This is a genomic window from Phycisphaerales bacterium (assembly GCA_029268515.1).
Taxonomy (GTDB): Bacteria; Planctomycetota; Phycisphaerae; order Phycisphaerales; family SM1A02; genus JAQWNP01.
Genome location: JAQWNP010000012.1, coordinates 1 through 14,858, shown reverse-complemented (window position 1 = coordinate 14,858; position 14,858 = coordinate 1). Strand labels below are relative to the sequence as shown.

The following is a 14,858-nucleotide window of genomic DNA, read 5'->3' as shown; positions in this document are numbered from 1 at the left end:
GCATGCTTGATCTCACAGGAAAACGTGCTCTGGTTGCTGGAGCGAGTCGTGGTATTGGACGTGCAACCGCCGAGGCCCTTGCTCGGCATGGTGCCGCCGTAACACTCTTGGCTCGCGATGGCGAAATGTTGGCTTCGGTTCATGCTGGCTTGGCAGATGTTGAGGGGCGCTGCCATCACTGGTTCTCAGCCGACTTCTTGCAGCTCGAGCAGTTGCGGAAGCTTGTCGAGAAGCATGTCGATGAATCTGGTGGTATTGATATCTTGATCAATAACTCTGGAGGGCCGGCGCCTGGCCCTGCAATTGAAGCTGATGTTGAGGCTTATGCTGCAGCCTTTTCGCAGCACTTGCTCTGTAATCAGGTGCTTGCTCAGACGGTGACGCCGTCAATGCGAAATCAGAGCTGGGGAAGAATTATCAATATTATTTCTACTTCAGTCATCATGCCAATTGGCAACCTTGGTGTTTCAAATACGATTCGGGGTGCAGTAGGCAATTGGTCGCGCACACTCGCTCGAGAGCTCGGTCCCGATGGTATTACGGTCAATAATGTTCTTCCGGGTTTTACAAGAACAGATCGTTTAAAAGGCATGATGAGTAAGTTGGCGGAACGTCAGGGCACAACACAAAAAGAAGCAGAAGAAATGGTCATGGCCACTGTGCCAGCCCGGCGTTTTGCTGAGCCAGGAGAGTTGGCAGATCTTGTTGTTTATCTTTCCTCACAACAGGCTGGTTACATTAATGGAGTGAGTATTCCTGTTGATGGTGGCCGACTTGCGGCGCAGCCAGGATTGGGTCAGAAGTGAAACGCCTCGATCATTACATTGACGGCAAGTTAGTGGCGCCTTTGAATGGGGCCTATTTACCAAATGTCGAGCCCGCGACCGGAGCGGTCTATTGTGAAGTTGCTGCAGGCGATGAACAAGATGTGAGTCGTGCGGTTGAGGCAGCTCACCGCGCGTTTCCAGCTTGGCGTTTAATGCCGGTCAGGCAAAGAAGTGATTTGTTGCTGGCCATGGCTGCAGGAATTGAGCGTCGTCTTGAAGTGCTCGCCAAGGCAGAGACGATTGATAATGGTAAGCCGATTGGGCTATCGAAAGGTGTCGATATTCCCCGAGCTGCTGAGAACTTTCGTTTCTTTGCAACCAGTATCTTGCACGTCAATGAAGAGGCCTATGTCTCAGACAATATGGCACTCAATTACACGCTGCGGCAGCCCCTTGGTGTGGTCGGTTGTATCTCTCCCTGGAATTTGCCTCTGTATCTCCTGACATGGAAGATTGCACCAGCTTTAGCAGCTGGTAATACAGTGGTTGCCAAGCCGTCTGAGGTCACGCCCATGACGGCTTTCTTGCTGGCCGAAATTATTGACGAAGCTGGTTTGCCGCCGGGGGTCCTCAATATTGTGCATGGGCGCGGTGACCAAGCAGGGATCGCCCTGGTTGAACATCCCAAAGTCAAGGCAGTTTCTTTTACTGGCGGCACAAGTACAGGTGCCATCATTGGCAAGGCAGCGGCGGCAGGCCTAAAGAAGGTTTCTCTTGAGTTAGGTGGCAAGAATCCTAATGTTGTCTTTGCTGATGCAGACTTTGATCAGTCAGTCTCGCTGGCATGCCGTGCAGCATTTGCTAACCAGGGGCAAATTTGCCTCTGTGGCTCACGCCTTTTTGTTGAAGCGCCCATCATGGATCGATTCGTTGATGCATTATGCCAACAGGCTGTCGCATTGAGAATAGGCGATCCACTTGAGCCCACTACGCAGCAAGGCGCGTTGGTCTCTCAGTCGCATCAAGAGAAGGTGCTCTCGGCCATTCAAAGAGCCCGTGACGAGGGTGCTGTAGTGCACGTGGGTGGTGTCCCACCGCGTGATTTGCCTCGGCGATGCAAGGATGGCTTCTTTTGTGAGCCAACAGTGCTCTCTGGACTTTCTCACACCTGCCTTACGAACCAAGAAGAGATCTTTGGTCCCGTCGTGTCTGTGATTCCTTTTGAAAACGAATCTGAGTTGATCGCTATGGCCAATAGCACGGTCTACGGTTTGTCTGCCAGCGTCTTTACGAAAGATGTTGCTCGGGCCCATCGCGTGGCCGCTGAGCTGGATGCGGGTACGGTTTGGATCAACTGTTGGATGCTGAGAGATCTGCGCGTCCCCTTTGGTGGAATGAAAGCCAGTGGCATCGGGCGTGAAGGTGGCGATGAAGCATTACGATTTTTCACAGAACCAAAAAATATTTGCCTCGCAATGGAGCCATCGCCTTCATGACTGGAATTGAATCATCAAGAGCACCTGAGCCAGTTGGCGCCTATCCACACGCACGCCGCGTTGGCAACTTGCTCTTCCTTTCTGGCATTGGCCCCAGGGAGCGTGGCAGTAGTCAAATTCCCGGTGTGACTTTAGATGATCAGGGGCGCGTCGTTCATAAGGACATTGAAGCTCAGTGTCGATCATGCTTTCGTAATGTTCGGCACGTTCTTGAAGACGCCGGCTCTTCATGGGATCAAATCGTTGACGTGCTGGTGTTTCTTACCGATATGCAGGGCGACTTCAAAACTTACAACAAGATTTACGCCGAGTGCTTTGCTGGTGCGGGTAATCCGAATCCGACAAGAACAACGATTGAGATTAGTTCGCTTCCAACGCCCATTGCCGTTGAAGTCAAGGTGATTGCCACCATTCGCTAGAGCGAGCAAAGCGCGGCGCGCACAGGACTGCCATCAAAGCCAGCAAGCTTCAGTGGCGGAGCCACCAATTGATATAAACCATCGGGCACCCCTTCAAGGCGGAGGGTCTCAATAATCGCCATTTCATTGTGGTAGAAACGGGTGTGGGCTTGTAAATCTTTTGAGTCGAATGGGTCAACGCTCGGAGTGTCGACACCAACAGTCATCACCCCTTCCGCATGCAAGTGATCGACCAGAGCGGGATCGAGGGCGCAGAAGTCCTCATTAAAGTGGGTTGGATCTGGATAGGTGCCGCCGGCAAGGATGATTCTGCCAGCTTGTATCTCGCCAGTTAAGTGTTGTATACCAACAAGGTCGCCTGGTTTGACATCAACATGCATGACCTGGCATGGGCCAATGAAATAAGACAGTGGCCATTGTTCGATGCCGGCACCATCCATTGCATAGTGAGAAGGTGCATCGGCATGGGATCCCAGGTGAACGGTTGCAGTCATGGTCGAGAGGCGAACTGAATCACCCTTCTCGATATCCATGAGGACTCGTCGGGAAATTGGTGTGTCTCCTGGCCAGACAGCCAGGTCAGAATCGATCGATGGTGAAATATCGTAGAGCACTTCCATGGTTAGAGCTGATTCCGAATTTGCCAAAGGTCGGGGAAGACAGGAGTGAACAACGATCGCTTTAGGAATTCGATGCCTGGGGACCCTCCAGTCCCAGGCCTCTGCCCAATCGTGCGTTCGGCAAGTTTGACATGGCGGTATCGCCATTCCTGTAGGCCCTCGTCAATGTCGGTCATCAGTTCAAACAGCAAGGCGAGGTCGGGGCGTTCTCGGTAAAGACGGACCAATTCATGCTGTACTTGCTCATTGGCACTATTGGGTTGGGTTATGTCGCGATCCAATACCTCCTGCGGTATTTTTGCATCGTTGGCAATGAGAAAGGTATGAAAGTGATCAGTGAGTGAAGGCTCATTGAGTCTTCTTATGACGGCTTCATATCCAAGCATGCTTGGCTTGATATATTTTGAAACTTCTGGACGTTTAGCACCAAGGACAAATTCCAACTCTCTGAACTGCATTGATTGAAATCCAGAGGCGGTATCAAGGCGATCCCGAAAGCTCTGGAAAGAAACCGGGGTCATGGTTTCCAGGATGTCGATCTGGCCAACGAGTGTTTTGAGAATCATGCGAACTCGTTTGAAGGTTCCTAGTGCCCCGTAAAGTTCATTGTTGGCTAGATGCTCTTTTGCCCTGTCTAGTTCATGAAGTGCTTGCTTAAACCACAGTTCATACGTCTGGTGAATAATGATAAAAAGCATTTCATCGTGTTCAGCAGGATTTGATTGCGCTTGCTGAAGATGCAGGAGTGAATCTAGATGAAGATAGCGAGCATACGTCAATGGTGGTTGCGTCTCGGTCATTTGGCGAAGAACACCTAAAAAGTAGAGCCAATGGCAAGTAGGCCACAGATAATAAGAACGGCGGTGAGAGTGAACAGAGCAGCTAATAGAATACGCTGGCGACGGCGAGCTCGCTGGCAGACTTTGGCATAAGGGATGGTCGTGAAAGACACCATCTCATAGAGCGACTTGTACCGACCTCTTGAGATCTGAGTGAGGAATCGCTCAATCTTCTTTTTTACATTGAATATTGGCGATCGAACCGTATCTCGCATCTCTATGAAGTTACTAAGTGCAAGATCTGCAATTGCCTCAGCGTTTGGCTTCTGCTCAGCGTAGAAGCCTGCGATTGCCTGGGCAACTGAATCAGAAGCCGAAAGATGACGCGTGAGAACAGTGCAGTCCTCAAAGGCGGCATTCATGCCTTGGCCAAAAAAAGGAACAATGGCATGAGCAGAATCTCCAATCAGAACAACTTTGTCACCAAAATGCCAAGGCCCACAACGAATGGTTTGTAGTGAACTTGTTGGGTTCTTCATGTAGAGTTCGACAAGATCTGGCATCAGTGGGACCACGTCTTTAAAGTGCGCCTCAAAGAGTGGTTGTACGTCTTCAGATCGCTTGATGGCATTGAAGCTGATTGGGCCATTCCAAGGCCAAAAGAGTGTGCATGTAAAGGAGCCATCCTGATTGGCCAATGCAATCATCATTGACTCGCCATGTGGCCAGATATGAAGTGCCTCCGGATCAAGCACATGACTTCCATCGGCGGCCGCTGGAATCGTCAGTTCCTTATAGCCATGATCAATATAGGAAATCGAGTGGCTGAACCCTGCCTGTGTGGCCATGCTCTCTCGCACTTTCGAGAAAGCGCCGTCGGCGCCGATCAATAGATCGCACTCCGGCGTTGTTGAGGTCTGGTTTTTGAGATCACACACGGTCGCAATGCCCTGCTTGAGGTCGATTCCAGTGCAGCTCCGTTCGAAATGTAGTGTGACCGAATCATAATCATCGGCCGCCTTGAGAAGGGTGATGTTGAGTCCGCCCCGCGAGACCGAATTGATGAAATTGTTCTGTTTGCCTGAATAGGGCTGAAAGGTCTGGCGGCCCTCTTTGTCATGGAGCATACGGCCAGGCATTGCAACAGCGTCTTTGAGAACGCGCTCTGCAAGCCCCACTTGATTCAGCGCGTCAATACCACGGGTCGAAAGAGCGAGGTTAATTGATCTGCCGCCAATGAAACCGGCGTTTCTTGGATCGGGGCGACCCTCATAGACATCGACCTTCCACCCTGCGCGGGCGAGATGGCAGGCAAGTAGACTCCCAGCCAGGCCAGCCCCCACGATGACGGCGTGTTGGGTCATTGATTTTTTGCCTGTTGTGCTGAGAGTACATCTGCTAAGACCCAGACATCTTCAAAGGTATTGTAGAGCGGTGTTGGCGCAACCCGTATGACATTTGGGGTTCTAAAGTCACACACCATGTGTGCGGCGCGTACGGCCTCAAAACGTTCTCGCGGTTGATCGTGGACGAGCAGTGAGAGTTGGCACCCACATAAATGAGGGTCAGAGGGAGTGATAATTTCGAATGGCTTTCCTTCGGCCTGTTCCAGTAACCATCGCAAATACCCAGTCAGTGCAATACTCTTGGCCCGAAGCTTTTTTATGGAAGCCTGCTGAAAAAGATCAAGCGAGGCTCGCAGTGGCGCCATGGCGAGAATCGGTGGATTGCTGAGTTGCCATCCATCGGCGCCCCGCTGGGGATAAAAGGCATCATTGAATTCAAATCGTGTTTCAGGATCATTCCCCCACCATCCGCTGTAGCGATTGAGTTCGAGTGAATGTTCATGTCGCTGATGAATAAAACAACCGGCAATGGCGCCGGGTCCTGAATTGAGATATTTGTAAGAGCACCAAACAGCAAAATCTGGTCCCCATTCATGCAGTTCAAGCGGCATGTTGCCAACGGCATGTGCGAGGTCCCATCCCACAATGCAACCTGCAGCATGGCCAGCCTGCGTAATGCGATCGATTTCCATGAATTGACCGGTGAAATAGTTCACACCAGCCAGCATGACAAGCGCAATCTCACTGCCATGATCTCGCAGCAGTTGCTCCACATCTTCAGTGTGAATTAAGTGCTCGTTGGGTCGCGGGCGAATCCATATGACGTGTTCGTTTGGATCAAGGCCACGCGATCGGATATGTGAGGCTATCGCGTACCGATCTGATGGAAAGATCGGCTCCTCGAGCAAAATCTTTGTGCGGCCGCTCGGCAAATCAGGCTGATAGAAGCTGACTAACATCAGATGAAGATTGACCGTCAGCGAGTTCATCATGACGGTTTCGCCGGCCTGAGCGCCGACCATTGCGGCGCCAGTCTCACGGAATAATTCGTGGTAACGGTACCAGGCTGAATCACCATGCTGGTGGCCGTCGACACCATGCTTCGCCCAATCATCAAGCTCTTGCGCAACGAGCTGTTTTGCCTTCTTTGGCATCAGCCCCAGGCTGTTGCCTGCAAAGTAGCGAATTGAATTTCCGTTCTCGTCAAATGGGTGCTCAAACTCATCTCGAAGGAGATGGAGTGGATCGCACTCATCAGCAGCAACAGCAAATGCTCTTGTTCCTGAAAAATCATCAGCAGGCATTGGATGTTTGATGGGTGCTAGTCGCTGCATGCTGTCTGAAAATCTCTCGCTACGGTGTGGGTTGGGTTGATGCCTAGGAACTCAAGAGCTGTTCCAGCCAACATTCGGCCACGCTGCGTCTTGGTGAGCTCGGGCAGTGATTCGACCAGCATGCCAGGCCTTGATTCACCGAGAGGAAATGGATAGTCGGAGCCAACTGCGATGCGATCAAAGCCAAACAAGTCAATGAGTAAATTCAAAGCCAATGGATCATGGACGAGAGAGTCTACGTAGAGTCGCTCAAGGTAGCTTCGCGGGTCATTGCAATTGTTGACCGCACATAAATCCGGCCGCACATTGAATCCATGCTCAACACGGCCAATGATATTTGGAAAGCCACCCCCACCATGAGCAAAAGCAATCCGAAGTCGCGGAAGCCGGTCAAGTACGCCGCCAAAGATCAGGGAGCACATCGCCAACGCTGTTTCAGCGGGCATGCCAACCAGCCATTGGAGCCAGTATTGCTGCATCCGATTCGCGCCAAGCATGTCCCATGGATGCACAAAGACTGCGGCATTGTTTGCTTCGGCTGCTTGAAGGAACGGAAAAATTGAATCGTCATCTAAATTGCAGCCATTGACATGGGTGCCAATCTGCACGCCAGCCAGGCCCAGTTCACCAATACACCGTTCAAGTTCAGCAATGGCTAGATCAGGGGATTGCAGAGGCACCGTTCCCAGTCCTAAAAAACGGGTTGGAAATTCGCGTACGACTTGTGCGACATGATCGTTGAGAATCTTTGCGAGCTCGAGTGCCTTGTCGCCGTCTGCCCAGTAATTAAACATGACGGGAACGGTAGAAAGCACCTGGACATTGACCCCCGTCTCATCGCATTCCTCAATGCGACGTTGGGGATCCCAACAATTAGACTCGATTTGCCTGAACTTACTTCCTTGACACATTAAATCAGCACAGCATGGAGATGTCTGTGTCATCGTGACCCAGCGGTCATCAGCCCACTTCTTTGCAAAATCAGGCCACTTCGGAGGCAGGATATGTGTATGCAGATCTACTTTATACAATTCGGCGGCTCGCTTTATTGCGCCGCGAGGACGCTATGGGTTGCGCCTATGTCACGCATTAGTCAGAGCAAATTTGTGTATCAGATTTGGCTACGACGTTGCCATTCGTGTTGCCGCCTTCATTTTTGCAAACACGTGAATCATAGAGTTTCACCCTGGCGTTGTTTGCATCAACTCCGCCACCATTGACCGAGGTGTTCTTTGTGATCGTGAGATAATTAAACGTCAAGTTTTTGTACGCAACATAAAGGCCGCCGCCATTATCAAAAGCAACGTTTCGCTTGATCGTATTGAATTTTCCAACGCTGTTGCGTAGGCGATCAAAAGCAAGTCCGCCACCATTTGTTGTGGCAGTGTTCTTTTTGAAGAGAGAGTATTTTACGGTGAATTTGGCGTCGCCTGTTCCATAGAAGCCGCCTCCCAGCTTGGCGCTGTTACTGGAGAATGCACAATTGTATAAATCGACTTTAAAGCCCTCGCCACAGTCCATGTTGAGGCCGCCGCCATTTTCTGGCGCCACGTTTATGTTGAAACTGCAACCAGTGATGGTTGCATCAGCATCAGATATATTGAGTCCGCCACCGGACGCTGAAGTAAGGCCACCTGCGGCATTGCGTTGGAAGCGACAGCCTTCGAGCGTAACCACCGCGTCAATCTCGATAGTCATTCCCCCGCCATTACCGCCTGCGCTATTGTTGGAGAACGTGCAATTCGTAAATGTGACAAGGCTATTCGCTCCACTCACTGAAACACCGGCGCCGTTTTCGTCGGTTTGGTTACGTGAAACGACGCAGCGTTGAAAAATAAGGGTTCTGGTTTCTGCGGTGCTGTTTTCGATCCTGATGCCGGCGCCATTGCCTGTGGTCACACCGTTGCGGATGTCGAAGCCGATGATTGTTGAGTTCACATTGCCACTTGTAATAGAAACAACAGGCTCATCGGGTGTGCCTGGGGCAGGCTTGAGGATGACGAACAATTCGTCTTCACTTGAGGTGAGCGTGATCTCTTTGCCATTCAGATTGATGTTCTCCCGATACTCATCAGGCGTCACGATGACCGAATCCCCTGGGCCCGCAGCGTCAATGCCGGCTTGGATGGTTGCTTGATCGCACCCTGCTGGGCAAACCGTAATCTCGACCGCTTGGAGACTGGCACCTATTGATAGTGTCAACGTGGCAAGCAGAATTTGGGTGGAGGTGGATATCTGTGGCATTAAAGGGCTCCTTCGGCCGATTCTTTTTCGGGGCTGAACCCCTATTGAACCACCCCAGGCAGTTACCAGCAAGTGTGGGTATGTGGCCTTTGGGGTCGCGTGTGACGTGTTGCTTCGCTACAGTACCCTCCTATGGCTAAATACTTGATTATCGCAGTGGTTTTTGTTGGTATTGCAATCTGGATTGTGGGCTGGGTCATGAACCCCGGCGACGACGAGACCATCACCGGAAAAGAGAGCGTTCCAGCCTCAACAGCCGCCGTTGAGCCACTCCTGGAAGGGAATGTGCAGCCGGCGATTTGGACCAAAGGCGATCCGCCACCTGCATGGCTACCCACATCAGCTCAGGATCATGTTTTTACCGAGCGGATGCAGGATCTCATGGCCACTGATGTGATTACTGGCATGGGCCTCAAGCCGACCCGCTTGTATGTCAATGCCGATAATTGGAATGCCCTCAATGATCTTGAGCGTCAGACCATTGGCCAAATGGTGCTGATGATGGGAAATCGTCTTGCAAGCACCACTGATACGTCTGTGACCATTCTGTCCTCAGACATGATCAAGGTGCCCCAAAATGAGTGGAAGCCACTGGGCCAAATTACGCCTGAGTAATTTGACCTAGCGTCCCCCGCGACCATCGCCCGGTCGACGAGGCGGGCGTCCTGGTTGCTGATTTGGACGACCTGGCCGGCCGCCGCGACCTTCTCGGCCACGTCGATCGCTACCACCTTTGGACATAAAGGTTTGATTCGGAATGCCTTTCCAGGACCGTGCCACATTTGGAAAGGCATCAGTCACCACGTAGTAATAGGTGCCTTCTGGGAATTCAGGGGTGCGACCATAGCGGCCATTGAACTCATCTAAGTCACCTGAGTCAGCGACATAAACAAAGTCCTCCTCATAGCGTCCATCGAAGCGTCCGCCAGGCCCACTTGGCGGTTCGGGTCGTGTGCCTGGTTTGAGTTGGTAGCTGGGTTGCAATGATTTTATTTCGCTTTGTGGATCCATTGGATCGCTATACCCAAGCTGCGCATAGATGGGATAGCCATCAGCGGCCCAACCGAGGTGTTGTGGTGCGCGTGCTCCGGGTTGATTGCCCAATGTTTCTAGCCAGACTGTGGGGAGCCCGTGGTAGTGATAGGAACCATTTGGTTGAACATGGGCATGGTTCATATCCAGTCCGAGATCGGCAAATCCAGTATTCGCTTCAATATGCCAGCCTGAGCGGCGATCATTGTTCCACCACTCGGCCGTGCCCGCTTCAAATGGGATGCCATTGGTAGCAACACCGAAGAAAGCCATTCCGACAGGCTGAGAAGAAGAAGCAATCGTGGGCGTCACTGGCATCATGAAGTGATATTGCTGCGCCGAAATAGAGTTCGGATTGCGACGGCCTGGAAACTTGCCGGTGACATGATTGGGAATGCCATTGGCTTTGATGTGCCTTACGCCATCCTTAATCTCCATGCGTACTTGAGGTTTTGGCAGCGTCTGTTCGTTTTCATTGATGGGTGGCCGGTTTGGCCTTGCAGGATCCTGGTTTGAAAGTTCCGTATGAACTGGGTGGGCCAGTGCCATACCAGCAATCCCTGTCAGCGTGGCAATCGCAATTGTCTTAATCATGATCATGGTCTCCCGTTGGTACAAGTCCACTGAATGGCGACTTGCCCAGCCTCACACTAAGCAATCCCACTATTGAAAGTTGTTCTTAGATTGGGCATGGGGACAACTATCTTTAATTTGGACTCCAAGGGCATCATCCTTCTTGGCAGGCCCTCTATATATCGTTGGAGGCTAAAGATGGGACATGCTTTGTGGTGATTGTTTTCGCTTTAGCAACTGGGATACCCCTTTTCGTTCCGATGGTTCCAAGCCAAGGAAAAAACAGAGGATCGCATACAGTAGGCAGTAGCAACTGCAAACAATGAGTACGACCCACCAGAGTGTAGAGGTGAGCGCAATCAGGTAAACCACGCTTGCAATGGCAGCGATCCAAAATGGTCGCCAAAGTGCGCCCAGCATCTGTGCCCATGTCATACCCAACTTAGACGCGCCCGCAGCTGGAAGCAGCAAGAAGTGTGCAATGACGAGAGAAAAAGCAAAACCCCAAGCAGCACCTTGGTAGCGACTTCCCTCGGGCAGCGAGTAGATCAGTGCAAATGTAATGAGTGGATTGGCAATGCCTCCAGCAAAGATGATTGGTGCATAGCGCCTTATATGGCCAGCTCCATAGAGAATTTTCATCCACCCATCCGCAATCGCTCGGCTTGCCATGCCAAACACCATGATTTGAACCAATACGGCAGCAGCGGAGATGACGGCTCGACCTGTCTCAGGATCAGGATCTGTCACTGTTCCGCCAATCCAGATTCGTAAAAGCGGCTCGGCTAGTAAAAAGACTGTGATGGCAGCAGGAAATGCAACATAGCCATGCAGTCTTGTGGAGTGATGCACGATTGCCCGAAGTGTGCCCTGTGTGGCATCATCTTCATGGCCAGTGGATGATGTCGTGAGACGTGCGCTTACCGCGTCGAGCCCAAATGAGAGCCCTAGTGTGAGCATGCGAACGTAACCGACGAGCCTGAGGGCAAGAGCAAACACGGTCGAGCCCCATAGTCCAAAGGTACCCAACATAATCCACAAGCCGATGCGTTCATGTAGATTCATGGCGGTGATCACACCGCCGTTCCATCCAAATGTTCCACCTATTTCGCGCATCGCTGACCACTTCGCTTTACCCAGGTGTGGCCGGGTCAGCGGCATCTGAATCATAATGAGGGCAACAGCGATAAGAAGAAGTATGACACAAAGGCCTGCTGAACAGACGCCGTAAAGGATCAAACTCTGTTCAGGATTACTTGTGCCAAGAATACTAAACAGCACAACCGCCGATATGAGATAGCAGGCCCTTCTCAGTGTGTCCCAGATATTGTTGGCGAGAAAACGTTCTGTGACCACATACATGTTGTAGGCAGGTGCGAGCAAAACCAGGAGTGTGGTTCCAATTCCCTCGCTAATGAGAATCCACAAACCACCCTCGCGGTAGGCCTCAGGCATTTCCTCAAAAGGCCAGATGGCATTCTCAAGTAAGGCGGCAAAGCCCACAAAAATCAAAGCCGTGACAATGGAGGCTCCGGCGCAGAGCCAGAATGCCGCCGCATAGACACTGCGGAATTTTTCGCGATCCTCAGATGTTGCATTCTCGCTAATAGCCAGATGCCAGACAGCGCCAAGCTCTCGCACCATAGAATGCCGAATGATGTCTCGGAGCATGGCAGCCAAGCCCACCGTTGCCCCTACCGCCATAAGCAGCCCAAAGCCATTGGTGCCGAGCCACGCCAGCTGAATTGGCACCAAGGCCAAGCCGATGGCTAATGTCGAGAAAAGTCTTCCGTAGTTAGTTGTAATGCGAATAATGCCACGGCGGACTTCAGACATAGGGCAGTTCTCGGTGCTATGGTGCAGATGTGTCTGAGAGGCGATCCGGATGGCAAACCTTCAGCCAGACTCTGTATCGTATGCTGGCCTGTGCTTTGGACAAGAAACAGGCTACTTAATTAATGGGCTTGTCCTGAGGTGCCTTATCACTACAGAAAAGCAAAACAGCGCTGCTCAACTTCCCCTGAACTTCTTAGTTGTAGGGTGTCAACGCTGTGGTACCACTTGGCTCGACGCCGCATTACGAGATCATCCTCAGGTGTATCTCCCTCCACAAAAGCAAACATATTTTTTTGATCGTACGTTTGATCTTGGGCTTCCCTGGTACATGGAACAGTTCGCTGGCGTGAGTCACGCGCATCAGGCAGTTGGTGAAGTCGCAACTGGCTACTGCCTACTTGACGCGATACCACGAATGGCTCAAGCATTGCCTGATGTGCGTCTTCTGATGATTATGCGCCATCCGGTCGATCGGGCGTACAGCAACTATCAGGCTCGCTGTGTCGAGCAAGGATGGTCATCCTTTGCTCAGGCGGTCAAAGATGATGATGATTTACTGGCACGGGGTCGCTACAGCGAACAGCTTGAAAAGCTGCTGGAGTATTATCCACAAGAGCGCATCAAGCTGCTGTTCTATGATGACTTAGCTCTTGATGACCGTGAGTTTATAAGCGCGATCTATGAGTTTATTGGCGTTGATCCGCAACATACGCCTGCAGCCATCGGGCAGATGAAAAATGCAGCTATGTTTCCACTCATTCGTTCAGCTGCCAAGCGGCTTGGCGTGGCGCCGCTTCTGGGAGCAATTAGCAAGACGGCAGTTGGTACGGCGGTACGCAAAACGCACAAGCGATCTGGTAAACGTGGCTACGAACCAATGTCGCCAGCGATGCGACAAGAGTTACTGGAATACTTCAAGCCCTACAACAAGCGACTTGCCGAGATTGCCGATCGTGATTTGAGCGACTGGGAAGTCTAGTCATTTAAGGTGACCGTTGATTAGAAAGTATTGCTTCGATATGAAAGTCATCAAAGAGTACGGTCTCATCCTTTGAAGTAGCCCAAGTTGAATTGCTGCCGCCGAAGAAGGTGCTGAAGTACAGCCCATCAATGCCAAAATCAGCAATATCGCGAAAACGCATTGCCTCGGCCTCAAGGGCTTTGACACCATCAAACCAGCAGGTCACATGTCCATCGTTTTGGCCTGGCGTATTCATCTTGATCTCATGGACGACCTCATGCCATTGCCCAGGCGTGAACTGCACCACCTGGTCCTCGATTGTCCAAGGTAAATCTTCTCCATAATTATTGGGTTGGTCGGGATGGTAGACGTACTGGACGGCATTGCCTTGTGTGCGCCACATCATCCTGGCACTCCAGCCATCGGTGCCCGTTGGGATGCCCCCGCCGGTATTGCCTTCGCCGCCAATCAGTCCCGGCAGCTTGCCACCCTTCACAAAATCAAATGGAGCCTGGAATTGAATCCGGTAGGTTAGTCGAACAGATTCATATGACTGATCAAAAAGGAGTTTCCATTGTGCACCTGTTTGAGATGTGCCAAACGCGCCTTGAGGGTATTGGATTGCCAATGCATGATTATTTTCATCATCAGTTGAAACAATGCTCACCCTGCCCTCATCGATTCCCTGCGACCAAGTTGGTGACTGCCAGTCTGCGTCCAGCATCTCCTCGGTATACAGTCCGGATTGGTGGTGTTCAAAGTCTTGTTCAAAGATGATCTCAGCCTCTTCATTTTGGCAGGGTCCCCAGCTCAATAACAACTGACTGAAGTCTGCAAGATCGACCACCAGATCGCCGTTAATGTCTGCGATGTTCACGCCAATCTGGCCAAAGTGAATCAAAAATATTGAGAAGTCATCGAGGTCAACCACGCCTGACTGATTGATGTCAGCAGTGCAGTTCTGATGAGTTGTGGCATTGACGGCGACTGGAATGCCCCCAATCGCCGCCACAACAGGCAAGGCGCGTAATACACATGCCTGATATCGAGACATAAGCGTTCTTTCAATCTCAGAGTGCAAAAAGGTGTTGAGGCCATTTTGGAAAGCCATAGGCCATGAGGTACGACAGCAGTCGGTACGCACCAAACTTGGTCATCGTTCGATGACTGCACTTGATTGGCGGAGAAAAGAGTCACCACAATCCTGTGGCAGATTGCGTGCTCTTGGGCTGGTCTTCAAAATACGAGCTGCTCAGCTCACGGCCTGCTTGAGGCACGTTGACGGCGTTGAGGGGATACTTCCCTTTGGCTTCGATTGTCCTCACAAGCGTTGCCGTAGGCCACAAGAAAGGCGCTGAAGTCCACAAGATCGACGACAAGATCGCCATTGATGTCTGCTGGGTTCTCGCCAGTGGCTCCGAAGTTGACGAGAAAATCAGAGAAGTCAGCAA

At 51.5% G+C, this 14,858-nt stretch carries 15 protein-coding genes; 5 read left to right on the top strand and 10 right to left on the bottom strand.

All coding sequences use genetic code 11. From position 1 onward, the window contains the following. The first annotated feature begins 2 nt into the window (after positions 1-2). Genes P8J86_08695 through P8J86_08685 form a run of 3 tightly spaced genes read left to right on the top strand, consistent with a single transcriptional unit; the run spans position 3 to position 2,682 of the window. Entirely contained in the window at positions 3-806 is an 804-nt protein-coding gene (locus tag P8J86_08695; GenBank protein ID MDG2054772.1) for an SDR family oxidoreductase, read from the top strand. After that, a complete protein-coding gene (locus P8J86_08690) occupies positions 803-2,263 on the top strand; it encodes an aldehyde dehydrogenase (protein ID MDG2054771.1) in 1,461 nt (486 codons plus the stop codon). The genes P8J86_08695 and P8J86_08690 overlap by 4 nt, the downstream gene beginning before the upstream one ends. Next, positions 2,260-2,682: a RidA family protein gene (locus P8J86_08685; protein ID MDG2054770.1), complete on the top strand. Its 423-nt coding sequence runs from the start codon at positions 2,260-2,262 to the stop codon at positions 2,680-2,682. Before P8J86_08690 ends, P8J86_08685 begins: the two co-directional genes overlap by 4 nt. Here P8J86_08685 and P8J86_08680 read toward each other — a convergent pair. Genes P8J86_08680 through P8J86_08655 form a run of 6 tightly spaced genes read right to left on the bottom strand, consistent with a single transcriptional unit; the run spans position 2,679 to position 9,005 of the window. Beyond that, positions 2,679-3,302 (bottom strand): cyclase family protein, encoded by a 624-nt coding sequence (locus P8J86_08680; protein MDG2054769.1) that lies wholly within the window; start codon positions 3,300-3,302, stop codon positions 2,679-2,681. The two genes, P8J86_08685 and P8J86_08680, sit on opposite strands and share 4 nt — an antisense overlap. Before the next feature lie 2 nt (positions 3,303-3,304). Further along, entirely contained in the window at positions 3,305-4,102 is a 798-nt protein-coding gene (locus P8J86_08675; protein MDG2054768.1) for a tryptophan 2,3-dioxygenase family protein, read from the bottom strand. 14 nt (positions 4,103-4,116) lie between these two features. Next, complete coding sequence (locus P8J86_08670; protein ID MDG2054767.1) at positions 4,117-5,445, bottom strand: NAD(P)/FAD-dependent oxidoreductase; 1,329 nt, start codon at positions 5,443-5,445, stop codon at positions 4,117-4,119. Further along, the gene (gene kynU / locus P8J86_08665) at positions 5,442-6,761 is read right to left on the bottom strand and encodes a kynureninase (protein MDG2054766.1); all 1,320 of its coding nucleotides are present in this window, start codon (positions 6,759-6,761) and stop codon (positions 5,442-5,444) included. Before kynU ends, P8J86_08670 begins: the two co-directional genes overlap by 4 nt. Further along, positions 6,749-7,792, bottom strand: coding sequence for an amidohydrolase family protein (locus P8J86_08660; GenBank protein ID MDG2054765.1), 1,044 nt, complete (start codon positions 7,790-7,792; stop codon positions 6,749-6,751). Before P8J86_08660 ends, kynU begins: the two co-directional genes overlap by 13 nt. A gap of 58 nt (positions 7,793-7,850) precedes the next feature. Continuing rightward, positions 7,851-9,005: a hypothetical protein gene (locus tag P8J86_08655; protein ID MDG2054764.1), complete on the bottom strand. Its 1,155-nt coding sequence runs from the start codon at positions 9,003-9,005 to the stop codon at positions 7,851-7,853. Positions 9,006-9,137: 132 nt separating this feature from the next. Here P8J86_08655 and P8J86_08650 point away from each other — a divergent pair, with 132 nt between their 5' ends. Then, positions 9,138-9,620 carry a hypothetical protein gene (locus P8J86_08650; GenBank protein ID MDG2054763.1) on the top strand — a complete coding sequence of 161 codons (483 nt, stop codon included), beginning with the start codon at positions 9,138-9,140 and terminating at the stop codon, positions 9,618-9,620. Positions 9,621-9,626: 6 nt separating this feature from the next. Here P8J86_08650 and P8J86_08645 read toward each other — a convergent pair whose 3' ends face one another. Further along, positions 9,627-10,631 (bottom strand): YHYH protein, encoded by a 1,005-nt coding sequence (locus P8J86_08645; protein ID MDG2054762.1) that lies wholly within the window; start codon positions 10,629-10,631, stop codon positions 9,627-9,629. Positions 10,632-10,802: 171 nt separating this feature from the next. Next, the gene (locus P8J86_08640) at positions 10,803-12,446 is read right to left on the bottom strand and encodes a hypothetical protein (protein ID MDG2054761.1); all 1,644 of its coding nucleotides are present in this window, start codon (positions 12,444-12,446) and stop codon (positions 10,803-10,805) included. Positions 12,447-12,495: 49 nt separating this feature from the next. On the opposite strand from P8J86_08640, the gene P8J86_08635 reads away from it, so the two are divergent. Then, positions 12,496-13,425: a sulfotransferase gene (locus P8J86_08635; protein MDG2054760.1), complete on the top strand. Its 930-nt coding sequence runs from the start codon at positions 12,496-12,498 to the stop codon at positions 13,423-13,425. A gap of 4 nt (positions 13,426-13,429) precedes the next feature. Here the strand turns inward: P8J86_08635 and P8J86_08630 are convergent, their stop codons facing one another. Together P8J86_08630 and P8J86_08625 are read right to left on the bottom strand one after the other, a co-directional pair. Beyond that, positions 13,430-14,461 (bottom strand): hypothetical protein, encoded by a 1,032-nt coding sequence (locus P8J86_08630; GenBank protein ID MDG2054759.1) that lies wholly within the window; start codon positions 14,459-14,461, stop codon positions 13,430-13,432. A 203-nt stretch (positions 14,462-14,664) separates the two neighbouring features. After that, a partial coding sequence (locus P8J86_08625; GenBank protein ID MDG2054758.1) for a hypothetical protein occupies positions 14,665-14,858 on the bottom strand: 194 nt, incomplete at its 5' end.

What these genes read in the sequence shown, in the direction of transcription:
- P8J86_08640 (MDG2054761.1), bottom strand. Translation starts at nt 12,446, where the DNA reads ATGTCTGAAGTCCGCCGTGGCATTATTCGCATTACAACTAACTACGGA.
- P8J86_08655 (MDG2054764.1), bottom strand. Translation starts at nt 9,005, where the DNA reads ATGCCACAGATATCCACCTCCACCCAAATTCTGCTTGCCACGTTGACA.
- P8J86_08680 (MDG2054769.1), bottom strand. Translation starts at nt 3,302, where the DNA reads ATGGAAGTGCTCTACGATATTTCACCATCGATCGATTCTGACCTGGCT.
- P8J86_08645 (MDG2054762.1), bottom strand. Translation starts at nt 10,631, where the DNA reads ATGATTAAGACAATTGCGATTGCCACGCTGACAGGGATTGCTGGTATG.
- P8J86_08685 (MDG2054770.1), top strand. Translation starts at nt 2,260, where the DNA reads ATGACTGGAATTGAATCATCAAGAGCACCTGAGCCAGTTGGCGCCTAT.
- P8J86_08650 (MDG2054763.1), top strand. Translation starts at nt 9,138, where the DNA reads ATGGCTAAATACTTGATTATCGCAGTGGTTTTTGTTGGTATTGCAATC.
- P8J86_08675 (MDG2054768.1), bottom strand. Translation starts at nt 4,102, where the DNA reads ATGACCGAGACGCAACCACCATTGACGTATGCTCGCTATCTTCATCTA.
- P8J86_08670 (MDG2054767.1), bottom strand. Translation starts at nt 5,445, where the DNA reads ATGACCCAACACGCCGTCATCGTGGGGGCTGGCCTGGCTGGGAGTCTA.
- P8J86_08695 (MDG2054772.1), top strand. Translation starts at nt 3, where the DNA reads ATGCTTGATCTCACAGGAAAACGTGCTCTGGTTGCTGGAGCGAGTCGT.
- kynU (MDG2054766.1), bottom strand. Translation starts at nt 6,761, where the DNA reads ATGCAGCGACTAGCACCCATCAAACATCCAATGCCTGCTGATGATTTT.
- P8J86_08635 (MDG2054760.1), top strand. Translation starts at nt 12,496, where the DNA reads ATGGCAAACCTTCAGCCAGACTCTGTATCGTATGCTGGCCTGTGCTTT.
- P8J86_08630 (MDG2054759.1), bottom strand. Translation starts at nt 14,461, where the DNA reads ATGTCTCGATATCAGGCATGTGTATTACGCGCCTTGCCTGTTGTGGCG.